The organism is Erythrobacter sp., assembly GCF_011765465.1.
Taxonomy (GTDB): domain Bacteria; phylum Pseudomonadota; class Alphaproteobacteria; order Sphingomonadales; family Sphingomonadaceae; genus Erythrobacter.
In genome coordinates, this window is sequence record NZ_CP050265.1 from 2009445 (window position 1) to 2033728 (window position 24284).

The window sequence follows — 24284 nt, forward strand, 5'->3', positions numbered from 1 at the left end:
CCCTGCGCCGGGCGCGCCGCACGGCTAGCGGCGCGGCACCAGCCCGCGCGCGGCGAGCCTTGCCTCTTCCGCCGCGACCTCGCCGGGTTCGATCGGCATTCCCTCCTTGAGCCCGCGCTTGCGGCGGTAGGCGAGGACATTGCGGCCGATCGGGTTGTCGAACCTCGCATGAAAGCGCGGATCGGCCCGCATCGCCGGGGGCAGGCTGTAGCGTCCTCCGGCGGTCATGATCGACGTCCAGAAATAGGGCGCGTCCTCCCACCCGATCTTTTCGAACACGACATCGGCCTCGGCGCCGAACCACGCCGCCAGCGCGGCCTCGTAAGGGCTCGAATCAAGCAGGCGCTGCTCCATTGCCGGGGTCATCTCCTCCCCCGTCGCCAGCCAGCGCGGCACGGCGAGCAGCCGCTCGACCTGTTCGCCAGGCAATTCCTGTCTCAGCATCGCCTCGACGCGCGGCAGGTCGCGCCGGATCTGCTCCGGCGTCGCCAGCGCGCCCATGCCGAACAGGTAATGCTTCATGCGCAGGTCGCACAATTCGCACTCGTCGAGGAAATCGACCAGCGCCTCGTAATCGCCCATGTAAAGCAGCGGGGTCTGGCGTCGCGACGCGCCGTTGAGGTTGAACGGATCGACCTCGTAAAAGCGGTCCTCCCATTCGAGCATACGTTCGGGATCGCCCGCCTGGAAATAGATGAAGCGCATCGCATTGGCGGCCGCCTCGTTGCCGGGATCGCGCGCCAGCACCGCTTCGAGATCGGCGACCGCGCGTTCGACCTTGCCGCTGTCGGTGAATGTCCACCAGGTCGCCGCGACCTGCGCCATCATGTTGTCGGGATCGAGCGCGAGCGCGCGCTCGGCGTCCTCCATCACGGTATCGGCCGGACGGTCGCGCTCGGGCAGGAAGAAGAACTTGAAGCTCGCCTCGAGCAGGTAAGCCCGTGCCGCCCATGCCTCGGCGAAAACCGGATCGAGCTCGACCGCGCGCGAGAAATGGCGGTAAGCCTCGAGCCGCTTGTCCCCTTCGGAAAGCGGGAAGTTCAGCCCGTAAATGCCCTGCAGATAGGCGCGGTAGGCTTCGGGATCGGTGGTCCGGATCGCCTTCGCGGGCTCCGCGCCCGCCCCGACCCGCGCTTTCAGCGCCGCCGCGATCGCCTGCGCCAGCTGGCCCTGCAGCATCCCGAGATTGCCCGAAGCGATTTCAACCGTGTCGGTCCACACCTGCCTGGCCGAAGCCGCTTCGACCAGCCTGACCGTCGCGCTCAGCCCTTCGCCGCGCGTGCGCACCTCGCCTTCGAGCAGGAGGTCGATCCCGAATCGCTCCGCCACCTCGTTGGGTGTCAGCGCGTCCTGGGCGATCGCGCGTGCGGAGGTCGCCGCGATCATCCGGATGCGCGGCAATTGGCCGAGTTCGCTCGACAGGGTCGAGGACAGCGAACTGCCGAGGAACGCCTGCTGCTCGCCGCCGTCGGTCGCCAGCGGCAGGATCACCAGCGTCTGCTCGACATCTGCGGCGGCGGGCTGCTCGCTGGAGAAGACCGGCAGAACCAGCAGGGCAAGGCCGAGCAGCACGATTGCGCAGGCGCCGAGGACAAGCGGGAGGTTGCGCCTTTGCGGCCTGTCCGGGGCGGCAGCAGCGGGCGCGCGCGCAGGTTCGGCTGCGGCCTCGCGTCCCGCGGCGATCTCCTCTCCTGCCGCGACCTGCGGCACCGGCTCGTGCGCGGGTTCATCCTTGCCCGGCTCGGCGGCCAGCGGTTCGGGCGGATTGTCGAGCAGCTGGTAGCCCACGCCCCGGACCGTTTCGATAAGACCCGCATCCTCGCCCAGTGCCTTGCGCAGGGACGCGATGTGCACCTGCAGCGAGTTCTCCTCGACGATGGTGTCCGGCCAGACCGCTTCAAACAGTTCATCCTTGGTGACGATCTCGCCGCGCCGGGCGGCAAGCGTGCCGATGATCGCGAGCGCGCGGGGGCCGATCGTCACCCGTTTCCCGTCCAGAAGGAGCTGGCGATTCGGCTGAAGGACATGGCGACCGACCCTGATGTCGTCCAACTTGCGCGCTCCCCTGCGACCAGTTCCTGAAGATTATCGCGCTTCCGGCGGGATTGTCACGCCCCGCATCGCGCACGATGCCTTCGCACATTCGCGCAAGACGATTTCATCAAGAGCCATCCATCTGAAATCATTGCGATAATCTGCGGACCTTCAGGAAAGAATCAGGTTTCAGGAAGCCTTCACGCAGACTTCACGCAAACGCCAAGGTCGAAATCCGGCGGGTCGCCTAGCTCTCGATTTGCCGACGGGGCGCGGCTCGATCGCATCACCCCGCCAGCTTCGATCAACGCAAGCCACACGCAAGGAGAAATGCCATGTTCAAGACTTTCACCACCGCCATCGCCCTGTCGATCGCCGTCGCCGCCGCGCCCGTTTCGGCCGGCAATCCCCAGGACATCTCGGTCACGGTCGACACCAGCGGCCTCGACCTCGCTAGCGATGCCGGCGTCCAGATGCTCGAACAGCGCTTCGCCACCGAGATCCGCAATGCCTGCGGCCGCCCCAAGGGTCGCGGCCTCGCCGAACTGCGCGCGGTGCGCGACTGCCGCGACAGCTTCGCCGAGCCGGTCGCTCTCGCCATCGCCGAGGTCGCCCGCAATCCCGAGCGCCTCGCGGGGAAGGATACGATCACGGTGCGCGGCTGACACTTCGGAGCCCCCAGCACCCGTGTGGACGGCGCCGTGTCCCCGGCGCCGTCCTTTCCTTTTCGGGCGGCGAGTGAAGGGAAATTTCCTACGCTGTCGTTTCGTGGCATAGGCCCTGTCATGTTCGCGTCCCCGACCCCGGCAAAAGGCCCCCGTCCCCCTGTCCGTCCGCTTCGGCTCGCAGCCGGCAAGCGCCTGTCTTTTCATCCAATTCAAGCGAGTTGGGAAAGTGACAGCGTGTCACCTTTGTCACCTTTGCGCGGTCGGCGCAGGGCGGCGGCATGAGCCTCGTCCTTGCCAGAGACGATGACGGCGGGCCGGAAATCTTCGCTTCGCTCCAGGGCGAAGGGCCGAGCATGGGCTTGCCGGTCGCCTTCGTGCGTCTGTCGCGCTGCAACCTTGCCTGCACGTGGTGCGACACGGCCTATACGTGGCGCTTCGAGGGCGACAATCGCCCGCATCGCGACGACACCGTCTTCGAGCGCAAGGCGAACCAGGTGACGCTTTCCCCGAAAGAGGCGGCGCAGCGGATCGCGGCGCTCGGGCAGGAGCGGCTCGTCATCACCGGGGGCGAGCCACTGTTGCAGGGCGGGAAGCTCGCCGAGATGCTCGAACACCTGCCCGACATGACCGTCGAGATCGAGACGAACGGGACCGTGAAGGCCCCGCCCCGGCTCGACGTGCGGGTGGACCAGTACAATGTCAGCCCCAAGCTGGCGCATAGCGGCAATCCGGCGGACCTTGCGCTGGTCCCCGAAAGACTCGACGATTACGCGACCGATCCGCGCGCCTTCTTCAAGTTCGTGATCGCCTCGCCGGGTGACGTTGACGAAGTGTTGGCGCTCGATCGGCGCTATCGTTTCCGGCGCGGGCACGTCTTCCTGATGGCCGAGGGGACCGACAGCGAACGCTTGCGCGCACGGCAGGAATGGCTTGCACCCTTATGCCTCGAACACGGTTTCCGCATGAGCGACCGGATGCACATCCACCTTTACGGCGACACTCGGGGGACGTGATTGTTTTGCGCGCGCCCATCCGGGCGCGCGTCCTCGGCACTGTTTCGCGCTGCGCGCGAGCGCCTGCGGGCGGCCTTGCAGGTGTGCCGTGCACGCCTGCGTCTTCGACTTCGGCTCCGGCCTTGCGAAGCCTTGCGGCTTCGTAGTTCTGTGAAGAGCAAGGAAGGAAGGAAGAAAGGAGAACAAATTACCCCTGTGAACGCCACCTGAGCACGACGCGCTGGACCAGTTCCTCCTCGCCGCCGCTTGTGTTCCACAGCTCGACGAAGCTCGGGTCTTCGGAGGCCGGGCGCTTGTGTTCCTCGAGATTGTCGAAGGTCACGCGGATCGGGATGGCGACGCCCTCGCCGCAGATGATGCATTCGCGGTTGCGCAGCGCCGGGATCGAATCGAGAAAGCCGCGCGCCCCTTCGGGCATGGCGGCCTTGACGAAAGCCTGGTCGCGGTCGTTGTTGAGACGCATCGAGATGATCGTGCCGCATTGCGAAAGCACGCCTTCGGCAAGGTCCGAGGGACGCTGCGTGATGAGGCCGAGGCTGATGCCGTATTTGCGCCCTTCCTTGGCGATGCGGCCGAGGATCTTCGCGACCGAGGAGCCGTCGGCGTGTTTCTCGCTCGGCACGTAGCGATGGGCTTCCTCGCACACCAGCAGGATCGGCCGCGTCCTCTCCTCGCGCCCCCAGATCGCAAAGTCGAACACGAGGCGGGAGAGGACGGCGACCACGGTCGAGGTAATGTCGGAAGGCACGCCCGAGACGTCGATGATCGAAATCGGCTTGCCCTCGCCCGGCATACGGAAAACCTTGGAGATGAAGTTCGCCATCGTGTCGCCCACCAGCATACCGGAGAACATGAACTGGTAGCGCGGGTCGGCCTTGAGTTCCTCGAGCTTGCCGTTGATCCGCATATAGGGCGCCGACGAAGTCGCCTTGTCGAGCTTGCCCATCTCGTCCTTGAGGATGTTGGAGAGGTCGGACAGCAGGTAGGGGATCGGCGAATCGACCGTGATCTTGCCCATCGTCTCGGCCAGCCGGTTCTTCGAGCGCGCGGCGAGCAGGCACTTGGCGAGAATGTCCATGTCGACCTGGCGCTGGTTGCCGTCGCTGGTCAGCAGGACCTCGCAGTGCTCCTCGAAATTCATCAGCCAGTAGGGCATCTGGAGGTTCGAGACGTCGAGGATCTGGCCCATCGTCCGGAACGACGAGGCGTATTCGCCGTGCGGGTCGATCATCACGATATGGCCGTCGGGCGCAGCCTCGCAGATGCGGTGGAGGATGAGCGCGGCACTGGTCGACTTGCCGGTGCCGGTCGAGCCAAGCAGGGCGAAATGCTTGCCCAGCATGGCGTCGATATAAAGCCCGGCGCGAATTTCCTTGGTCGGGAAGACCTTGCCGATCGTGATGTTGGCCCGCCCGTCGCTGGCATAGATCTGTTCGAGGTCGCGGGTGGTCGCGGGATAGACCATCGCGCCGGGGATCGGATAGCGCGTCACGCCGCGCTTGAAGCCGTGGATGCGCCCGGTGAGCTTTTCCTCCGAGCCTTCGCCGAGAAAGTCGATATGGGCGATGATCCCGCCTTCGGTGCGGCGGTCCTTGCGCTGATCGCGCACGCTGGCGAGCAGCCAGGCATCGCCGACCCGGATCTTGACCTGGCTGCCGACCTGCCCGGCGAGCGCCACCGAGGGGTCTTCGTCCGCCATGCATTCGTTGATGCGCTGCAGGTCGAAGGCGATCTGCGAGCCCGAGCCGGAAATCTCGAGCACGACGCCGATCGGCATCCGGGCGTTGTCCGGCCCTTCGTCGCGGTCGAACGCCTCGTCCGCCGCGGCCGGAGCGCCGAGCGGCTGCTCCCCGGTGAAGCGCTCGAAATCGTGCTTGCCCATGTCGGCCATCTGCGCCTTTTTCCTTGCCCGTCCGTGTTGCGACGACCCGGCGCGGCCGGGCCCTGCCGACAGCGCGCCGGCGCCTGCGGGGATACCGGGATCGGGGTTAAGAACGCGTCAACGAAGCCCGCACCGGAACGCCTGCGCAGCGGTTCAGATGCGGGAGAAAAGGCGCCCGGCGATCCAGCCCATCGCCACCGACAGGACGATCGCGCCGAGCCCGTAAAACAGCGACCAGCGCTGCGCGGCGGCGACCACCCGCCCTTCGAGCCCGACTTTGACCACCTCGATGTCCGCCGTCGCCGAGGCCAGCACGCGCCCGTCGGCGATGGCGAAGGTTTCGGCGGTGTATTTGCCCGTCGTGACGTTGGAGGGAAGCGCGATGCGCGCCTGGTAGAGCACGCCTTCGCTGATCCGCACGCCGTCCGGGTCCTGCTTGTAAAGCCCCGCACGCCGACGCATCTCGACAAGCCCGCGGGCGAAGCGGCTCTGCTCTTCAGGGTCGATTTCGCCGGTCGGGGAGAACTGAATGAAATCCGTGCCCAGCTCGTAGATCGCGGCGGTGCGCGGATCGACGATCTCCTCGACCGGCCGCGAGGAGGCGACCGCGAAGAAGGACGGCGCGGAGCGGAAATCGGACGATCCCGCGTTCATCCAGATGAGCCCGGCGACGTGCTCCTTTTCGCGGATGCGGACCGGTTCGGTCGGGCCTTTCAGAACCACGACGATGTCGTAATCGGTCCCCGTGCCGGGTCCGTCCGGATCGATGATCGCGCCGTAAAGCAGCAGGTTCGCGCCGGTGAAGCCCTGCCGCACCTCGACCCGCGACTGGCTCACCTCGGGCACGAGCACGGGTTCGCGCTGGCCCATCAGGAAAGGCGCGGCAAGCAGCAGGAGGAGGGCCGCGCATGACCGTCTCACAGCGGGTCCACCGTGTAGATCTCGTCCGGTTGTACGCCGAGCCCGTAGAGCATCCGAAGCGCAATGAAGAGCACGATACCGGCCAGCACCAGCCGCAGCAGTTCGGGCCGCGCCTTCATCGCGATCTGCGTGCCGAACTGCGCGCCGAGCACCGAGCCGATCAGCAGCAGGCCGGCGAGCACGATGTCGACCGCCTTGGTCGTGAGGGCATGGGTCATGGTCGTCACCATGGTCACGAACAGGATCTGGAACAGCGAGGTGCCGACCACGACATTGCCGCTCATGCCGAGGATGTAGAGCATCGCAGGAACCAGCATGAACCCGCCGCCCACGCCCATCAGCATGGTCAGGATGCCGACCAGCGTGCCGAGGATCAGCGGCGCGAGCGGCGAGATGTAGAGGCCCGAGGCATAGAACCGCCAGCGGAACGGCAACCCCGCGACGAGCGGGTGGTGGCGGCGCTTCCTCGGCTGGCTATCCCCCCCGGTATCGCCCTTGCGCAGCGCCTGGATCGCCTCGCGCATCATCAACCAGCCGATCGTGCCCAACATCAGGACATAGAGGATGTTGATGACGACATCGATCTGTCCCAGCGCCTGCAGCAGGCGGAACAGCAGCGCGCCGATCAGCGCGCCGATCACTCCGCCGCCGACCATCACCGCGCCCATCCGGTAATCGACCCCGCCGCGCCGGGAGTGCGCGAGCACGCCCGACACGCTCGCCCCCGTCACCTGCGTGGCGGCGGAAGCGGCGGCGACGGTCGGCGGGATGCCGTAGAAGATCAGCAGCGGCGTCGTCAGGAACCCGCCGCCGACGCCGAAAAGGCCCGAAAGGATGCCCGTCAGCCCGCCAAGGAGCACGATGAAAAGGCCGTTCACCGAAAGATTCGCAATGGGAAGGTAAACGTCCATGGCGCTCGCCCTAGCCCAGCGCGCGCCCTCTTGAAAGACGGCGGAGGCGGGCTTTGCCGCCGTTCCGGAGGCGCCTTTGCGGCGGGGGGCTCAGAACCGGGTCGAAACCGTCGCGGCGACCCCCGAGGATGGCGCGGCATCGCCGCCGACGCGCTCGCGCCAGTCGACCGAGACCCGCGCGGGAACCTCACCGACCTTGAGGTCGAGCCGCATGGTCGGGCCGACATCGAGCCGGCTCGCGCCTTCCTGCGCGCCGCCCCATGCCCCGCCCCCGAGACTGAAGCGCGCCGGGCCCATCGGCCCGGCATCGAACCGCGCGACCTCTCGGGTGAGCGCGACCTGCCCGTCGGCGAAGGCCGTGCCCGCGTTGCCGCCGACATAACCGGCCTGGGCGTAGGCTTCGAGCGAGAAGGCAAGCGGCAGGCGCTGCGGCGCGAGTTCGGTCACGGCGAATGCCCCGGGGCGCAGCTCGGTCGCAAAGGGCCCGTCGGTCACGCGCACCTCGCCCATCACCCGCACCGGCAGGCCCGGCAGCGGGCGAGCCGAGGCGCCGAGCGCGACCTCGCTCTCGCCGCGCGACACCAGCGCACGATAGGCCCGCGCATAAACTCGCGGGTCGTGCGGGGATGAGGGCCGGGCGCGCCATTGCAGGTTCGCGCCGGCCTGGCTCGCGCCGTAGATCGGCACGCGTCCCTGCGAGATCGGCGCGGCGTCCGAGCCCTCGCGCCAGAACAGCCAGGCATCGAGCGACCAGCGATCGGGCGGAGCCGCCGCACGGCGCTCGCGCGCCGCGACAGGCGGTGTGGAAGGGGATGCCTCGGGCGGCGCGAAAGGCGGCGGCTGCTCGCCCGTGCCGACGCCGTAGGGCCCTGCGGTGCGGGTGTCGGCATAGGCCGCGCGGGTAAAGCTCGCTCGCATCGCCGCTTCGAACAGGCGTGTGTGGGCGAGCGAGGCGGCGCTGCCGGGCCGCAGGGCCGGGGTCCGTCCGCGCAGGGCCGGAGCGATGAGCGGGCCTCCAGGGGTGGCGCGCGGGGAAAGCGGTATCCGCCCGGCCTCCGCCCGCTCCCGCGCGAGCCTGGGGGAAAGCCTGGTTGGCGCGTCCTGACCCGGTGCAGCTTGCCCAGCGGCGACCTGCCCCGGTGCGGCCTGACCCGATGCGGCCTTCTGCGAGGCGAGCGAGGCAGGGGCGGCAGCATCGGCCGCGATGCCGGCGTCCGGCTCGCCGGCCGCAAGCAGTGCATCGCTCGGCGCGAAAGGGCTCTGCCAGAACAGCGCGCGGCCCGCCACCCAGGCCGCCAGCAAGACGCCGAGCAGCGCCAGCGGCTTGCCCCGGCGGCCCGTCCGGGCGGCGCTCACGACGCGGTCGCCCCCGCCGGGGTCCATCGGCTCGCCTCGCCCGCCGGGTTCGGGCGGCGCGGGGCGCTGCCCGTGAAGGCGTGGTCGGGCAACCAGTCCGCGCCGGGAGCCGGAACGACCTCGCCCGAACGCAGGTCCAGATGGGCGGGCGAGTGCTCCGTATGGGGCGTCTTGTCCCATTCGACCGCGCGCCCGGCGAGCGTCTTCGCATAGGCCGTCACCGCCCTGCGCCCGGCGATGATCGCGACCACGTTGGCGAGCGGGATGCGCAGCACCGCGCGCAGCCCCTCGACCGGTCCGTAGACGCTCGTGGTGAAGGCGAAACGCCACAGCGCGCGCCAGGCGAAGGTCGCGAGATTGGCGACCAGAAGAACCTCGAGCAGCGGGCTCATCGCGACTGCCGGGGCCAGGCCGAACGCCTGCGCCGCCCACAGCGCCCCGGTCAGCAACAGGAGCGTGTAGCCCAGCGCCAGCACCAGCGCGGTCAGCGGCCCGCGCCGGTCGCGCCCGCGCATCCAGATTTCGAGCCCGCTGCGGGTCCATGCGATCCGGTCCCAGCCCTGCAGCGCGATCCCGTGGATCCAGCGGGTCTTCTGGCGCACGACGTTTTCGAGCCGGTCGGGAAACAGCGCGCGAGTCGCGATCAACCGCCCGTCGACGCCGCGCGCCCGGACGAAGCGGCACTGCCCGCCGGATTCGGCGATGGCAAGGCCGAGCTCGTAATCCTCGGTCAGCGAATCCTCCCGGAAGGGTGCGACGAGTCCGTCCTCATCGGTGCGTTCCCCGTCGCGGCGACAGAGCCGGTCGAGCGCGTCGCGCGCGACCGCGCAGCCGACCCCGGCCGCAGGCAGCGCCGCGCCGAGCGCATCGCGCACGACCATCGCCTTGCCGTGAGATTCGGCGAATTCCTCGCAGTAATGGCTGCCCAGGTGGCGGCGGAATAATCCGCCCTCGCGATGGACGATCGGCTCCACCGGCAATTGCGCAAAGGCGGCCCCGCGCGACACCGCAAGGTCGAGCAGGCCGAGCCCGGCCGGATCGACGATGTCTTCGGCATCGTGGAAGACCACCATGGCGAAGCGCTCGCCCAGCCGCCGCTCGTCTTCGGCCAGCGCGCGGTAGAGGCGGTTGAGGCAATCGGCCTTGGTCGAGGGGCCGTCGCGGTCGTGAATCACGATCCTCAGGCGCGCGTCGCCGGGCGCGGCACGCATCGCGGCGGCGATGGTCGCGGGGTCGTTGCGATAGCATCCGACATAGACCCTGAGGTCGGCCTGCGGCCAGGCCGCGAGCAGCCGGGCAATCGTCTCGCGGATGACCGAGGCTTCCGACCACGCCGGTACGAACACCGCCGCGCGACCGTGCAGGCGGCGCGCGCGCAGGTCGTCGCGGTCGAGTCGCAGGGTCGTCGCCCGCCCGAGCAGCCGCAGCCACACCCAAAGGGCATCGACCGCGATGTCGTCGAGCGCGCCGATCAGGAAAAACACCGCAGCGAACAACAGCAATTCGTGCTGGACCAGGGCCAGCACCTGCCAGAAATCCAGTCCGATCAATGTCAAGGCGACCCCTCCTTAACCTATGTTAGCTTATCGCCGACACAGAGACACTTCAATACTCGGGCAGAAGTGGCGCGGGGACTTGACAATTTCTGAAGGTCCGCCGCCGCAAGCGGCAAGGGTTATTTGGCCATGCAACCCGGCGCGCACGGTCGCGCAAGCCCCCTCGGGGGGAATTTCACTTTGACGATGATGGTGCGATGCGCAAAGGACCGGAAGCGCGAAGCGCGATGGCTTCGCAACGCCGCCCGTCACTCGACCCGCCGACCCGATCCGGAGCGTCATCTTGGACCTGCTGACGATATCGCTGCTTCCCTTCGCGGGCGCGCTCGCCCTCGCCCTTTTCGGTGGGATGGCGGGCGGCGGCTCGCGCAAGGCGCATGGCGCGATCGCCGGGCTGTTCGCGGCGGCGGCGCTGGCGCTGGTCCTGGCCAAGGCGCCCGCGGTCATCGCCGGCGAGGTGGCCAGCGAGCGCCATTCGTGGATCCCCGCGCTCGGCCTCGATGCGAGCTTCTTCCTCGACCCGCTCGGCCTGCTGTTCGCGGGCCTCATCCTCGGCATCGGGGTGCTGGTGATCGCCTATGCGAGCTTCTACCTGTCGGACAAGGAGGATGCGGGCCGCTTCTTCGCCTTCCTGATGCTGTTTCAGGGTGCGATGCTGGGCATCGTCCTGTCGTACAACATCGTGTTCATGCTCGTCTTCTGGGAGATGACGAGCCTCTCCTCCTTCCTCCTCATCGGGTTCTGGAGGCACAAGCCGGAAGGGCGGCAGGGCGCGCGCATGGCTCTCGCGGTGACGGGCGGCGGCGGGCTTGCGCTGATCGGGGGGATGGTGCTGCTCGGCAATATCGCGGGGACTTACGACCTCACCGCGATCCTCGGCCAGCGCGAGGCGGTGCAGTCCTCGCCGCTTTACCCGGTCGCGCTGGTGCTGATCCTCTTGGGCTGCTTCACCAAGTCGGCGCAGTTCCCGTTCCATTTCTGGCTGCCGCGCGCGATGGCCGCGCCGACGCCGGTTTCGGCCTATCTCCACAGCGCGACCATGGTGAAGGCGGGCGTGTTCCTGATGGCGCGGCTGTGGCCGGTGCTCGCGGGGACCGAGCTGTGGTTCTACCTCGTCGCGACCACCGGCCTCGTCACCATGGTGGCGGCAGCGGCCATCGCGCTGTTCAAGGACGACCTCAAGGCGCTGCTCGCCTATTCAACCGTGAGCCATCTCGGCCTGCTCACCATGTTGCTGGGCTTCGGCACGAAAATGGCGGCGGTGGTGGCCGTGTTCCACATCGTCAACCACGCGACCTTCAAGGCGGCGCTGTTCATGAATGCGGGTATCGTCGACCATGAGACCGGCACACGCGACATAAGGCGGCTGGGCGGGCTTATCGGCCTGATGCCGATCGCGGGCGTCTCCGGCGTGATCGCGGGCCTTTCGATGGCGGGCTTTCCCCCGTTCAACGGCTTCATCTCAAAGGAGATGATGCTCGAGGAAGCCGCGCACACGGCATGGGCGGGGATGCCGTGGCTGATGCCTGCCGCAGTGACGCTCGGTGCGCTGTTCTCGGCGGCCTATTCGTTCCGCTACGTCTACGCCGTCTATTTCGGGCCGAAGCGCGAGGATTATCCCAAGTCCCCGCACGATCCCGGCATCGGTTTGTGGGGCCCGCCCGCGGTGCTGGTCGCGCTGGTCGTGCTCATCGGCCTGTTCCCGACCACCTTTGCCGGAGCGCTGGTCGAAAGCGTCTCGCGCGCCGTCGTGCAGGACGAAGAGCTGCCCTATTACTACCTCAGCCTGTGGCACGGCTTCACCCCGGCGCTGTTCATGAGCGTCGTCGCGGTCATCGGCGGGGCGGCGCTGCTGTGGCGGCACGGCGGGGCGGAGCGCGCGTGGCGCAGCCTTCCGGTCCCCGATGCCAAGCGGCTGTTCGACCGCGCCATCGCGGGCCTCGTCGCCGCGAGCCGGCTCGTGACCGATGCCATCCACACCGGCTCGCTGCCCCGCACGCTGTTCGTCTTCGTCCTCGCCGCGCTGCTGCTCGGCATCGAGGGAATGGGCGTCGGCGGCTATACCCCCGGCACGCGCGAGACGATCCCCGCCTCGCCGGTCGCGCTGATCGCCTGGGCGATCCTGATCGCCGGAGCGCTGGCGGTGGTGCTGTCGGAGACACGGCGCTTCCTGTCGCTCATCTACATCTCGATCATCGGCCTGATCGTCAGCCTCGCCTTCGTCTACCTCTCCGCGCCCGACCTTGCCCTGACGCAGATCTCGGTCGAGGTCGTGACGATCCTGCTGCTGCTGCTTGCCCTCAACCTGCTGCCCAAGGCGCCGCGCTCGATCAGTTCGGTCCCGCGCCGGGTGCGCGACGGGGCACTCGCCTCGGTCGCGGGGGCGGGGGTCGCATGGCTCGCCTATGCCGTTATGACCCGCACGCAGAGCGATCCCATCTCGGCCTATCACTGGGCCATGTCCAAGCCCGGCGGGGGCGGGACGAACGTGGTCAACGTGATCCTCGTCGATTTCCGCGGCTTCGACACTTTCGGCGAGATCATCGTGCTCGGGATCGCGGCGATCGGCATCTACGCCCTGCTCAAGACCGCGGTGCGCGGCGAATCGGGCCGCCGCCTGCTCGCCTGGATCCCCGACCAGATCCGCTCGCCCGAACGCCACCCGATGATGCTGGTGGTCGCGGGCCGGTTGATCCTGCCGCTGGCGCTGGCGGTCGCGCTCTACATCTTCCTGCGCGGGCACAACCTGCCGGGCGGCGGCTTCATCGCGGGGCTGGTGTTCTCGATCGCGCTGCTCATCCAGTACATGGCATCCGGCTTCGAATGGGCCGAAGAGCGCCGCCGGACCGAGCGTCATGCGCTGATCAGCGCAGGCGTGCTGATCGCCGCTGCGACCGGCCTAGGCTCGCTCGCTTTCGGCAAGCCCTTCCTCACCTCCGCCTTCGACTACTACCACCTGCCGCTCATCGGCGAGATCGAGCTTGCCACCGCCCTTTTGTTCGACATCGGCGTGGCGTTGACGGTGGTGGGCGCGGTGATGCTCGCCCTCGCCCAGCTTTCGGGCGCGGCGCAGCGGGCGGAGAAGCTTGAGCCGTCCGAGCACCCGATGGACATCGATCCCTCGCGCAGCGAAGGGGGCAGCGCATGACCTTCGCCCCCAGCATCGAATTCCTCGTCGCCACCGGGGTCGGCGTGCTGACCGCGGCGGGGATCTATCTCGTCCTGCGCAAGCGGACCTTCCCGGTCGTGCTCGGCATCGCCATGCTGTCCTATGCGATCAACGTCTTCCTGTTCGCCATGGGCCGGCTGATGGTCGACCGTCCGCCGATCTACGGCAAGGACGTGGCCGAATACACCGACCCGCTGCCGCAGGCGCTGGTGCTGACCGCGATCGTCATTTCCTTCGGGATGTCGGCCTTCGTCGTGGTTCTCGCCCTGCGCGCCTATCTCGAAAGCGGGTCGGACCATGTCGACGGCGATCCCGACAAGGCGCCCGATCACGAGGACGTGCTCGAGCGCCAGCGGCGGGAGGACGAGGCATGAGCGATCTGATCATCGTGCCGATCCTGCTGCCCGCGGTGGTGGCGGCGCTGTGCCTCGTGCGGCGGATGCGCCTGACGCATTGGGGGCGGGTGCTTTCGGCGGGCTCGACCCTGCTGATCCTCGCGAGCTCCATCGCGCTGTTCCTCGGCGCAAGCGACGGGACCATCTCGACCTATGAACTGGGCGACTGGCCCGCGCCTTTCGGCATCGTGCTGGTGCTCGACCGGCTTTCGGCGATGATGGTGCTGCTCACGAGCGTGCTGGCAGTCGCGGTGCTGGCCCATGCGATCCTGACCGGGCTCGACCGGCGGGGGATGCATTTCCACCCGCTGTTCCAGTTCCAGCTGCTCGGCCTCAACGGCTCGTTCCTGACCGGCGACCTGTTCAACCTGTTCGTCTTCTTCGAAGTGCTGCTGATCGCCTCATACGGGCTGATGCTGCACGGCCAGGGCAAGGAGCGGCTGCACGCGGGCGTCAAATACGTCGTCGTCAACCTTGCCGGATCGACCCTGTTCCTGATCGCGGTCGGCATCCTCTATGGGGTGACGGGCACGCTCAACATGGCCGACATGGCGCTGCGCGTGGCCGAGGCGCCGGCGGGCGACCAGGCGCTGATCCGTGCAGGCGGGCAGTTGCTGATCGCGGTCTTCGCATTGAAGGCAGCGCTGCTGCCGTTCCACCTGTGGTTGCCGCAGACCTATGGCGCGACGAGCCCCGGCGTTGCCGCCCTGTTCGCGATCCTGACCAAGGCGGGGGTCTATCCGATCATCCGCGTCACCGTGCTGATCTTCGGGGCGGACGCGGGGCTTGCGGCCTTCGCCCCGGCGGGCTGGATGCTGCCTGCCGCCATGCTGACGATCCTGCTGGGCTATGCGGGCGTGCTCGCCGCCGGGAGCCTGCGGCGGCTCGCGGCTTTCGGGGTGATCGGGTCGACCGGCACGCTGATGGTCGCGGTCGCACTGTTCACGCCCGAAGGCATCGCCGCCGCGCTCTATTACCTGCCCCATTCGGTGCTGGCGGGCGGGCTGGTCTTCCTCGTCACCGACCTCATCACCCGCTCGCGCGGGGAGGACGAGGACCTGCTGCGCCCGGGCAAGCCTTTCGTCCGCATCGGGCAGGTCTCGGTCCTGTTCCTGCTCGCGGCCGTAGCGCTCGCCGGGCTGCCGCCGCTCTCGGGCTTTGTCGGCAAGGTGCTTATCCTCGATGCAAGCGCCGGGGTGCGGCTTGCGCCGTGGGTCTGGGGCGCGGTGCTGGGCGGGACTTTCTTCGCCATCCTCGGCCTCGTTCGCGCAGGCTCGACCCTGTTCTGGAAGGCCGAGGGCGAGCCCGCCGAGCCGCCGATGCAAAGCCACCGCGCCGAGACGCTGCCCGCGTGGAGCCTCCTCGCGCTCGTCGCCGCGCTCACGATCTTCGCCGGACCCGTCACCGAATACGCCGGCGCGACCACCGCGCAATTGTTCCAACGGTCCGCCTATATCGAGGCGGTGCTGGGCGATTTCCGCCCCGGCATGGAGGTGGCGAAATGATCCGCGGCCTCTTCCCCCATCCGGGCCTGTCGGGCCTGCTGTTCGTGTTCTGGGTGCTGCTGGCGAACAGCCTGTCGTGGGGCGCAGTGGTCATGGCCGCCATCGTCGCGGTCGCGATCCCGCTGTTCACCTCGCCCTATTGGCGCGAGAAACCGCGCCTCAGGTTCGGCTGGGCGATGCTCGAATACCTGCTCGTCGTGACGTGGGACATCGTCATCGCCAATTTCGAAGTCGCCTGGATCATCCTGACCAAGCGCGACCGCGACCTCCAGTCGGCCTGGCTCGTGATCCCGCTCGAGATCACCCAGCCCGAGGCGATCACCGCGCTCGCGGGCACGATCAGCCTGACGCCGGGCACGGTCTCGACCGACGTGTCGGCCTGCGGCAGGATGCTGCTCGTCCACGCGCTCGACACCGGCGACCGCGAGGCGGCTGTCGCGCTGATCAAGTCGCGCTACGAGGCCCGCCTGAAAAGGATCTTCCGATGATCGATTTCGCCGTCTCCGCCGGGTTCGTCATCATCGCGCTGGCGCTGGTGCTCAACCTCTATCGCCTGCTCAAGGGTCCGACGCGGGGCGACCGCATCCTCGCGCTCGATACGATGATGATCAACGCGATCGCGCTGATCGTGCTTTACGGCATCTACGAAAGCTCGACCTTCTATTTCGAAGCGAGCCTGCTGCTCGCCATGGTCGGCTTCGTCGGCACGGTCGCCTACACGAAATTCCTGCTGCGCGGGGACATCGTCGAATGAGCGCGCTTTTCGTCCAGATCGCCGATTTCCTGATCGCCGCGCTGATCCTCGGCGGGGCGGGCTTCGCGCTGGTGGGAAGCTGGGGGCTGGTGCGCCTGCCCTCGCTGATGACGCGGCTGCACGGGCCGACCAAGGCGACCACGCTGGGAGTGGGCGGCATCCTCGTCGCCTCGATGATCTACTGGCCGGTGCACGAAGGGCGCTACACCTTCCACGAACTGCTGATCACGATCTTCCTGTTCATCGCCGCGCCCATCACGGCGAACATGATCGGCAAGGCGCATCTCCACCGGCAGGGCAATTACATCGATCCCAACCCGGCCGACGACATCCGCGAAGGGCTGCCCGAGCGCGACCGCTGGGCGACCTTCACGAAGGATGCCGACTAGCGCCTAGTCGTCGTCGCCCTTGTGCTCGGGCTTGCCCTTGCGCGAGCCCTCGGCGAAATCCTCGAGCTGCTCCTCGGTCATCGAATCGTACATTTCCTTCGACGCGCCCTGAAGGTCGGACACCTTGGTTTCGCCGCGTTTCGCCGACAGGGCCGCGCCTGCCGCCTTCTGCTGGGCCTTGGATTGTGCGGGCATTGCTTCTCTCCTCTCATCCGCCCCCTTGCCGGTCGAACGGATGGTGCGAGGAGCGGGTTCCGGGGGGCGCTACCAGGTCCCGGTGTTCTCCATGCTCGCCCACGGCTCGGCCGGTTCGAGCCGGCCTTCCTGCAGCAGCTCGACCGAGATCCCGTCGGGCGATTTCACGAAGGCCATGTAGCCGTCGCGCGGCGGGCGGTGGATCGTGTGGCCCGCGTCCATCAGCTTCTGGCAGGTCTCGTAGATGTTCTCGACCCGGTAGGCGAGGTGGCCGAAATTGCGCCCGCCGTCGTAGCTTTCGGGCTCGCTCCCGTCCTCGGGCGGCCAGTTGTAGGTCAGCTCGACCTCGGCCACGCCCTCCTGTCCGGGGGCTGCGAGGAAGATCAGCGTGAAGCGCCCCTGCTCGACATCGAAGCGGCGCACTTCCTCGAGCCCGATCAGCTTGAAGAAGGCGACCGTCGCATCGGGGTCGGTCACGCGGATCATCGAATGGAGATATTTAGTCATCGGTGAGACTCCTTTTCGCAGCCCTCCTAGCACTCATTCAAAAACGGTTCATCGACGTTCCTGCACAACTCATCGCAGCAACAGATGGAGGATGGAATGAGCGACGAGACAGGCGGGAAAAGCGGCATCAATTCGGCGACGGCGCGCTGGTTCGGCACTGCGGGGATCGCGGCGGTGGGCATGGTTCTGGGCGGATACCTGCTCGGCGACGGGCTGCTGCGCGCGAAGGAGGCGGAACGCTCCGTCACCGTGCGCGGCCTCGCAGAACGCGACGTGACCGCCGACCTTGCGACCTGGACGATCTCCTATTCCGCCTCCTCCACCAGTCTCGCGCAGGCCCAGGCCAAGGCCCGCTCGGATACCGACGCGATCGAAGCCTTCTTCGCCGATCTCGGCTTTCCCGAAGACGCGCTCCAGCCCACCGGCGCGAATGTATCGAGCTACACCAATGACGGGATCACCACCTACACCGTGCGCCAGCGGCTCGCGCTGAGGACCGAAGACATCGAACGCGCGCAGAAAGCGGTCGCGCGCCAGTTCGATCTCGTGGGGCGCGGCGTCTTCCTCGAGGAAGGCTCGGGCATGAGCTACGCCTTCACGAAGCTGAACGACATCAAGCCCGAAATGGTCGCCGAGGCGACCCGCGACGCGCGCGCCGCCGCGCAGCAGTTCGCGCAGGATTCGGGCGCGAAGGTTGGCGCGATCAAGGACGCGACGCAGGGCTATTTCTCGATCGAGGCGCGCGACGGCAACTCCGGCGGCTGGGGCCAGTCGGACAGCCCCTACAAGAAGGTCCGCGTGGTCACGACGGTAAACTTCTCGCTCGACTGAGCGGGCTTCAGAAATAGGCCGAGACGGTGGCCACGACGGTGCTCGAGGTGGGGTTGAACGCGCCGGGCGGGGCGACATCGGCCGCCGCGTCGACATAGGCGACCCCGAGGACGAGGGGCGTGTCCCGGATGGCCCAGTCCGCGCCCAGCGACCAGTCGAACGAGACGTTGTCGCCCGCGAAATCGACCGCGCCGTCGGTGTAGCCGAGATGCGCGTTCACCGTCACCGGCGTGCCCGGCACGCCGGCCGACAGGTCGGTGTAGACATAGAGGTTGTCGCGCCGCACGCCGCCGAAGCGCAGGCCGTCCTCGCCGATGTCCCACGCCCCGCCGACGACCGCCTGCGCCGGGCCGAGGGTGAAGCCGAGCGATCCGTAAAGCTCGACATAGTCGAAGTCGCCTGCCGGAGCGTCGGGAAACGTATAGGCGATGATGCCGAGATTGGCGTTCAATCCTTCGGCGACGTCCCCGCTCCAGCCCCCGTAGAAATCGAGCTCGAGCGCCCCGTAACCCATCGTGTCGTCATCGAGCGTGGACGCGAAAGTGCCGGCGTAAAAGCCCGAATCGTGGCTCACGTCGATCCCGCCCTGCACTGCGGGATCGCCGCCCGACAGGTCGATGCCTCGAAAGCGGTATTCGCTCGCCAGCGTCGCATTGACCGAAACGATGAACCCGCCGCCCGACAAGGCCGAAGCGGTGCTCTCGGGGACCGGGGCGCGCACCGGCGCCGTGACTAAGTCGTCGGAATCTTGGCCGTCGTCTTCCGCGGCAATCGGCGCCCGCGTCTCGGCGGGAGCGGCGATGACCGGTGAGGAAGCGAAGAAGAGGGCCGCGATGAGGCTCGACAGCACGAAGCGTGAACCGGGGCCGCGCACGGAGGATTTCTCGGGGGTGGCGGAGCAAGTTTCTACGCGCGCATGGCGCAAGCATGGTGTCATGCCGTGTTCCACCTTGCCGAGATGCGACATAATCATCGAATAATCCGCCATTGTCGGCTGTCCTTTTCGCCCACCGCCCAATTCCTTGCCGATGGCGTGTTGTTTCAAATCACCGGCCCCTCATGAAAGGCCACGCCGCAGCGACGGACCGTGCCGTGCATCGGGGAGACGCTGCGGGCGCTCAGTTGCTGTTCAGGACAAGGCCGCTTAATGGCCTGCCATGCGAACACCATCCGATCCGGTGGCTCTAGCCCCTAGCCCGAAATCCGCCGGGGGACCAAGGATTGTCCGCAAGCCGCGAAACCCTGCTTGCGCGGCTGCTTCATTCGAATGCCCGAACCCAGTCTGACAAAGTCATGCTCAACGCGCTCAAGGAACTCTTCCGTCCCGCCCCTTCGCCTCCCGCTCCCCGGGTTCCGGCGGGCACGCGCTATTACGTGATCGGCGATATTCACGGGCGGCTCGACCTCTACGAAGCGATGATCGACGCGATCGAGGCCGACGCGGCGGACGCGGGCGACCTCGAGGTGCGGATCATCCTGCTCGGCGACCTCGTCGATCGCGGGCCCGACAGCTCCGGCGTGCTTGCGACCACGCGCGAGTGGCAGCGGCGGCGCAATGTCCGGGTGCTGACCGGCAACCACGAGGAAATGTTCCTGCAGGCGTTCGAAAAACCGGAAATCCTGCGCCACTTCCTGAAACACGGCGGACGCGAGACGATCCTGTCATTCGGCCTGTCCTCAGGACTTTCGCGTAAGAAATTCAACACGCTCGAGCTCGAAGAATTGTTCGACCTGCTCCCCCGCATCGTCCCGCAGTCCGAGCGCGACTACATCGCCTCGTTCGAGGAGATGATCGTCGCGGGCGATTATGTCTTCGTCCATGCCGGGGTCGACCCTGCCCAGCCGCTAGAGGCGCAGAAGCGCAGCGACCTGTTGTGGATTCGCGATCGCTTCCTCGACCATGAAGGACCGCTCGAAAAGGTGGTCGTCCACGGGCACACGATCTTCGAGAAGGTGATGGACTGCGGCAACCGGATCGGAATCGACACTGGCGCTTTCCGTTCGGGTGTGCTTACAGCGCTCGTGCTCGAAGCCGACCAGAGGCGTATCATCCAGACGTGCCAGCAGGACTGCGGGCCGGCCGAGGTATTCCACGGCGACCGGGCACGCTGAGAGCACCGGGCGGGACAGGGCGAGCGGAAAACGCTGGCGCCTCCGGCGCGCCGAGGGGGAACGAATTCGATGAAGATCGCAATGGTGGGTTCGGGTTATGTGGGGCTCGTGTCCGGGGCGTGCTTTGCCGATTTCGGGCACGAGGTCGTCTGCATCGACAAGGACCAGGGCAAGATCGACCGTCTGCATGACGGGATCATGCCGATTTACGAGCCGGGGCTGGACGCGCTGGTCGAAAGCAATGTCAAGGCAGGCCGCCTGTCCTTCACCACCAGCCTCGCCGAAGGGATTGCCGGGGCCGATGCGATCTTCATCGCGGTCGGCACGCCGAGCCGCCGGGGCGACGGCCATGCCGACCTCACCTTCGTCCACGCGGTCGCGCGCGAAGTGGGCGAAAACCTCGCCGGCGATGCAGTCGTCGTGACCAAGTCGACGGTGCCGGTCGGCACAGGTGACGAGGTCGAACGCATCATCCGCGACACCGGGACCAGGCACCGCGTCAGCGTCGTCTCGAACCCCGAATTCCTGCGCGAAGGTGCGGCGATCGGCGATTTCAAGCGGCCCGACCGGATCGTGATCGGGGCGGAAGACGATTTCGGCCGCGAGGTCATGCGCGAGGTCTATCGCCCGCTTTTCCTCAACGAGTCGCCGATCCTGTTCACCTCGCGCCGCACCAGCGAGCTTATCAAATACGCCGCCAACGCCTTCCTCGCGACCAAGATCACCTTCATCAACGAGATGGCCGACCTGTGCGAGAAGGTCGGCGCGAACGTGCAGGACGTCGCGCGCGGGATCGGGATGGACAACCGCATCGGGCCCAAGTTCCTTCATGCCGGCCCGGGCTATGGCGGGTCGTGCTTCCCCAAGGACACGCTTGCCCTGCTCAAGACGGCGGAGGATTACGACAGCCCGACCCGCATCGTCGAGGCGGTGGTCAAGACCAATGACAGCCGCAAGCGCGCGATGGGCCGCAAGGTGCTCGAAGCTCTCGGCGGTGTCGAGGCTGCGCGCGGCAAGAAGGTTGCCCTGCTCGGCCTGACGTTCAAGCCCAACACCGACGATATGCGCGATTCCCCCGCGATCGCGATCGCGCAGACGCTGGTCGATGCCGGAGTCGAGGTCGCCGCCTACGATCCCGAGGGCATGGACCTCGCTCGCCCCATGATGCCCGAGGTCGCAATGTGCGAGGACCCCTACGAGGCGATCGCCGGGGCCGATGCCACCGTCATCGTCACCGAATGGGACGCTTTCCGCGCGCTCGACCTCAAGCGGGTCAAGGACATCGCCAGCGAACCCGTGCTGGTCGACCTCAGGAATATCTACAATCCCGAGGACGTCCGCGCGGCCGGCTTCGCCTACACTAGCGTCGGACGGGTCTAGACCCCAATCCAGTGCCGCCGGTTGGCGCTGCGCGAGAGGCTCGCCAACATCACGACAAGGACCAGCGCGCCGCTCGCGACGCAGGCCGCGGCGATGACATCGGCCTGCTGCCCGCCGCGGTAATAGATCGCCGCCAGCGCCCAGCAGAACACCAGCGCATACCACGGATTGCCCTTGCTTCGCACCACCGCGAGCGCCGCCACCACGCCGCCCACGCCGACCATGACGGCGGCGGCGAGGGGGTTGGCGAACCCGCCGCCGACGCCGTGATAGACGAGGCTCGCCGAGATGTTGACGATGCTCGCGGCGGTCAGCCACGCGGCGAGCGCGCTCAGCACGAGGCCGGCCAGCCACCGCTCGCCCGCCGACAGCGCCTCGACCGCCGACAGCGCGCGCAGGCAGAACAGCAGCCCGCCGAGCGAGACGAGGATGATCAGCGCCGAGACGAAGGTGAGGTTTTCGAACTGGGTATAGGTCGCCCACACCCCCTGCGCGGCGAGCGCGATGGCGGCGGGCCATGCGATCCGGTCCAGCAAAGCATTGCCGCGCTGGGCGGGGAGCGCCTGCCAGATCGCGAACACCGCGCTGCCGAAGAACAGCGGGCCCCAGATCGCAAAGGCCCAGCCCGAGGGCGTAATCAGCGTGCGCACGCTGTCCGAACGGTCCCCGATCGGATCGCCGAGGCCGAGCTGGGGCAGGAAGGTCGCGCCGATCTGCACGACGACCGCGAGGATGACGGCGACGCGCTGGACAAGCGGGCGGGTTGCAGGGCTGGGGCTTCTCATTCGGTCAGAATGGCGCATTGCGCCCGGAAACGATAGCACGAAACGCAATCATCAGGGGGCCGATAAGCCGGGTTCTGTCCCGCGCGCGGTATGCCTTGCGGCACCGGCCACGCGGGGGCAGCCATTCATCTGGGCCGCCCGTTGCCGGACGGCTCTAGCAGCCAACCCGGGCCTCTCGGGGCGAAACACCCCTGCCCGCCGCGAAGGACGGGCGCGAGGCCCCTATTTGGCCTTGCTCCGGGTGGGGTTTGCCGTGCGGGCGCCGTTGCCGGAACCCCGGTGCGCTCTTGCCGCACCCTTTCACCCTTGCCTGTGACCTTCCCGGTCCATCGGCGGTATGCTTTCTGTGGCACTTTCCCTGTGGTCGCCCACGGCGGGCGTTACCCGCCACCCTCGTTTCGTGGAGCCCGGACTTTCCTCGCGGCTCTGGCCTAACGACCTGATCCACGCGGCTGCCTGGCCCCCTGACGGTGCCTCATATAGGCGCGAAACGGGCGGTGCGGTAGTCCTTAGCGCGTCAGGCCCCGGTCGCGGTCGAGCAGGAGCTGGAACAGGATCGCGCCCACCTGCCCGTCGATCGAGCCGTCGATGATCTCGGGCCGCCAGCGCCGCTGGAACGCCTCGACCGCGGCGGTCGCATCGGTGATGTCGTAGCCGAAGCGTTCGAGCGCGAGCATGAACGCCCCGTCGTTCTGGAACGGGTCGCCGAGGTCGAGCTTTTCCGGCTTTGGCAGGCACAACCCGTATTCGGCAAGCCGGTCCCACGGGAACAGCTCGCCCGGATCGATCTTGCGCGCGGGCGCGACGTCGGAATGGCCGACGACATTGGCGCGCGGGATGTCGTAGTCCTCGACGATCGCGGCCAGCAGGGGCACGAGCGAGGCGATCTGCGCCTCGTTGAATTCACGGTATCCGCCCGCATGGCCCGGGTGGTCGAGCTCGATCCCGATGCTCGCCGAATTGACGTCGGTGATCCCGCGCCAGCAGGAAACGCCCGCGTGCCAGGCGCGCTTCGCCTCGGGCACGAGCTGGGTGACGGTCCCGTTCTCGCTGATAAGGTAATGCGCCGAAACTCCGGCTTCGGGATCGGTAAGCTTGCCGAGCGCCTGCTCGACCGGCTGCATCTCGGTGTAATGCAGCACGACCATAGTGATCGGCAGCTCGCGTTCGTTGAAATTGGGCGAAGGGACGACGGCATGGACCAGTTCCCCCTCGCGCATCCCCCCTGGCAGGGAGCCACGCGAAGCGGGCGGGACCGCGCTCATCCGATCATGCCCTCGGGCTCGGGGATGACAGCGCCCAGCACCAGCACATCATCGGCCAGTCGGTATTGCAGCCCGCCGCCCAGCTCGTCCGCCAGCAGCGCGATCATATGCGCGGCTGCCGTGCGGCTGGTCAGCTCGCCCTCGCGCAACTCGCCCTGCAGCGCGCGCCCGATCACGTCGTCGAAGGCGATCCGCGCACCGGTCGCGCGCGCGACGATCTCGACATTGCCCTCCAGCCGTTCCGCCCCGATGTCGAGCCGCCCGCCGCGCACCAGCGCATCGAGCGCTATCTGGGCCAAGTTGAGCATGACCTTGACCGCGGGCTTGGGCAGGCTGGTTTCGGCCATCGCCCAGTGGATCTCGACCTTTTTCGCATCGCCCGCGAGCGCGCCGATCACCTGCTGCGCCTCCTCCACCGGCACGTTGTCGCCGAAGCCCCCCGCCGCCCCGAAAGCGAGGCGGAAAAACTTCAGCTTGTCGGTGCTGATCTTCGCGCTCGCCTCGAGCAGTTCGATGCAGCGTTCGCGCATCTCCGGGTCCTGTTCGTCGGCGAGCAGTTCGAGCCCGTTCGACAGCGCCCCGACCGGGGAAAGCAGGTCGTGGCAGAGGCGCGAACACAAAAGGGCTGCAAGGTCGGTCTGCGAAGTCATGGCCGC

23 protein-coding genes and 1 other RNA gene are annotated in these 24284 nt (G+C 67.6%); 11 read left to right on the forward strand and 13 right to left on the reverse strand.

What is annotated here, in order from left to right:
- Positions 1-24: 24 nt before the first annotated feature.
- A complete protein-coding gene (locus G9473_RS09615) occupies positions 25-2052 on the reverse strand; it encodes a winged helix-turn-helix domain-containing protein (RefSeq protein ID WP_291132847.1) in 2028 nt (675 codons plus the stop codon).
- Positions 2053-2369: 317 nt separating this feature from the next.
- Between G9473_RS09615 and G9473_RS09620 the strand changes: the two genes are divergently transcribed.
- Both G9473_RS09620 and G9473_RS09625 read left to right on the forward strand, forming a co-directional pair.
- A complete protein-coding gene (locus G9473_RS09620) occupies positions 2370-2699 on the forward strand; it encodes a UrcA family protein (RefSeq protein ID WP_291132849.1) in 330 nt (109 codons plus the stop codon).
- Between the two features lie 281 nt (positions 2700-2980).
- Complete coding sequence (locus G9473_RS09625) at positions 2981-3715, forward strand: 7-carboxy-7-deazaguanine synthase QueE (RefSeq protein WP_291132851.1); 735 nt, start codon at positions 2981-2983, stop codon at positions 3713-3715.
- A gap of 187 nt (positions 3716-3902) precedes the next feature.
- On the opposite strand, the gene G9473_RS09630 is transcribed toward G9473_RS09625, so the two are convergent.
- The 5 genes from G9473_RS09630 to G9473_RS09650 form a co-directional block, all read right to left on the reverse strand.
- Positions 3903-5606 (reverse strand): DUF87 domain-containing protein, encoded by a 1704-nt coding sequence (locus G9473_RS09630; RefSeq protein ID WP_291132854.1) that lies wholly within the window; start codon positions 5604-5606, stop codon positions 3903-3905.
- Between the two features lie 144 nt (positions 5607-5750).
- The gene (locus G9473_RS09635) at positions 5751-6467 is read right to left on the reverse strand and encodes a TIGR02186 family protein (protein WP_291138388.1); all 717 of its coding nucleotides are present in this window, start codon (positions 6465-6467) and stop codon (positions 5751-5753) included.
- Positions 6468-6514: 47 nt separating this feature from the next.
- Positions 6515-7429: a sulfite exporter TauE/SafE family protein gene (locus G9473_RS09640; RefSeq protein ID WP_291132856.1), complete on the reverse strand. Its 915-nt coding sequence runs from the start codon at positions 7427-7429 to the stop codon at positions 6515-6517.
- A 90-nt stretch (positions 7430-7519) separates the two neighbouring features.
- Positions 7520-8812: a hypothetical protein gene (locus G9473_RS09645; protein WP_291132858.1), complete on the reverse strand. Its 1293-nt coding sequence runs from the start codon at positions 8810-8812 to the stop codon at positions 7520-7522.
- Positions 8782-10341, reverse strand: coding sequence for a glycosyl transferase family protein (locus tag G9473_RS09650; protein WP_291132860.1), 1560 nt, complete (start codon positions 10339-10341; stop codon positions 8782-8784). The genes G9473_RS09645 and G9473_RS09650 overlap by 31 nt, the downstream gene beginning before the upstream one ends.
- Positions 10342-10624: 283 nt before the next feature.
- On the opposite strand from G9473_RS09650, the gene G9473_RS09655 reads away from it, so the two are divergent.
- From G9473_RS09655 to G9473_RS09680, 6 genes are read left to right on the forward strand one after another with little or no spacing between them, the layout of a single operon-like run.
- Positions 10625-13489 (forward strand): monovalent cation/H+ antiporter subunit A, encoded by a 2865-nt coding sequence (locus G9473_RS09655; RefSeq protein WP_291132862.1) that lies wholly within the window; start codon positions 10625-10627, stop codon positions 13487-13489.
- Entirely contained in the window at positions 13486-13884 is a 399-nt protein-coding gene (locus G9473_RS09660; RefSeq protein WP_291132864.1) for a Na+/H+ antiporter subunit C, read from the forward strand. Before G9473_RS09655 ends, G9473_RS09660 begins: the two co-directional genes overlap by 4 nt.
- Positions 13881-15410 carry a monovalent cation/H+ antiporter subunit D gene (locus G9473_RS09665; protein ID WP_291132866.1) on the forward strand — a complete coding sequence of 510 codons (1530 nt, stop codon included), beginning with the start codon at positions 13881-13883 and terminating at the stop codon, positions 15408-15410. The genes G9473_RS09660 and G9473_RS09665 overlap by 4 nt, the downstream gene beginning before the upstream one ends.
- Complete coding sequence (locus G9473_RS09670) at positions 15407-15898, forward strand: Na+/H+ antiporter subunit E (RefSeq protein WP_291132868.1); 492 nt, start codon at positions 15407-15409, stop codon at positions 15896-15898. The genes G9473_RS09665 and G9473_RS09670 overlap by 4 nt, the downstream gene beginning before the upstream one ends.
- Positions 15895-16164: a K+/H+ antiporter subunit F gene (locus tag G9473_RS09675; RefSeq protein ID WP_291132870.1), complete on the forward strand. Its 270-nt coding sequence runs from the start codon at positions 15895-15897 to the stop codon at positions 16162-16164. Before G9473_RS09670 ends, G9473_RS09675 begins: the two co-directional genes overlap by 4 nt.
- Positions 16161-16553 (forward strand): Na+/H+ antiporter subunit G, encoded by a 393-nt coding sequence (locus tag G9473_RS09680; RefSeq protein ID WP_291132872.1) that lies wholly within the window; start codon positions 16161-16163, stop codon positions 16551-16553. Before G9473_RS09675 ends, G9473_RS09680 begins: the two co-directional genes overlap by 4 nt.
- A gap of 3 nt (positions 16554-16556) precedes the next feature.
- Here the strand turns inward: G9473_RS09680 and G9473_RS09685 are convergent, their stop codons facing one another.
- Positions 16557-16748: a DUF3008 family protein gene (locus G9473_RS09685; protein WP_291132874.1), complete on the reverse strand. Its 192-nt coding sequence runs from the start codon at positions 16746-16748 to the stop codon at positions 16557-16559.
- A gap of 69 nt (positions 16749-16817) precedes the next feature.
- Positions 16818-17255, reverse strand: a complete 438-nt coding sequence (locus tag G9473_RS09690; RefSeq protein ID WP_291132875.1) for a VOC family protein — start codon at positions 17253-17255, stop codon at positions 16818-16820.
- A gap of 180 nt (positions 17256-17435) precedes the next feature.
- On the opposite strand from G9473_RS09690, the gene G9473_RS09695 reads away from it, so the two are divergent.
- Positions 17436-18086 (forward strand): SIMPL domain-containing protein, encoded by a 651-nt coding sequence (locus G9473_RS09695; RefSeq protein ID WP_291138391.1) that lies wholly within the window; start codon positions 17436-17438, stop codon positions 18084-18086.
- 7 nt (positions 18087-18093) lie between these two features.
- Here the strand turns inward: G9473_RS09695 and G9473_RS09700 are convergent, their stop codons facing one another.
- The gene (locus G9473_RS09700) at positions 18094-19074 is read right to left on the reverse strand and encodes a TorF family putative porin (protein WP_291132877.1); all 981 of its coding nucleotides are present in this window, start codon (positions 19072-19074) and stop codon (positions 18094-18096) included.
- A gap of 305 nt (positions 19075-19379) precedes the next feature.
- Here G9473_RS09700 and G9473_RS09705 point away from each other — a divergent pair, with 305 nt between their 5' ends.
- Positions 19380-20198 carry a metallophosphoesterase gene (locus G9473_RS09705; RefSeq protein WP_291132879.1) on the forward strand — a complete coding sequence of 273 codons (819 nt, stop codon included), beginning with the start codon at positions 19380-19382 and terminating at the stop codon, positions 20196-20198.
- A gap of 69 nt (positions 20199-20267) precedes the next feature.
- Entirely contained in the window at positions 20268-21578 is a 1311-nt protein-coding gene (locus G9473_RS09710; protein WP_291132881.1) for a UDP-glucose/GDP-mannose dehydrogenase family protein, read from the forward strand.
- On the opposite strand, the gene G9473_RS09715 is transcribed toward G9473_RS09710, so the two are convergent.
- The 4 genes from G9473_RS09715 to G9473_RS09730 all read right to left on the reverse strand — a co-directional run bounded on the left by G9473_RS09715 (position 21575) and on the right by G9473_RS09730 (position 24278).
- Positions 21575-22363 (reverse strand): hypothetical protein, encoded by a 789-nt coding sequence (locus tag G9473_RS09715; RefSeq protein ID WP_291132882.1) that lies wholly within the window; start codon positions 22361-22363, stop codon positions 21575-21577. The genes G9473_RS09710 and G9473_RS09715 overlap by 4 nt on opposite strands.
- A 47-nt stretch (positions 22364-22410) precedes the next feature.
- An RNA gene (gene rnpB / locus G9473_RS09720) (RNase P RNA component class A) lies at positions 22411-22831 on the reverse strand.
- A gap of 41 nt (positions 22832-22872) precedes the next feature.
- Complete coding sequence (locus tag G9473_RS09725; protein ID WP_291132884.1) at positions 22873-23628, reverse strand: N-acetylmuramoyl-L-alanine amidase; 756 nt, start codon at positions 23626-23628, stop codon at positions 22873-22875.
- Positions 23625-24278 (reverse strand): histidine phosphotransferase family protein, encoded by a 654-nt coding sequence (locus G9473_RS09730; RefSeq protein ID WP_291132886.1) that lies wholly within the window; start codon positions 24276-24278, stop codon positions 23625-23627. The genes G9473_RS09725 and G9473_RS09730 overlap by 4 nt, the downstream gene beginning before the upstream one ends.
- Between the last annotated feature and the right edge of the window lie 6 nt (positions 24279-24284).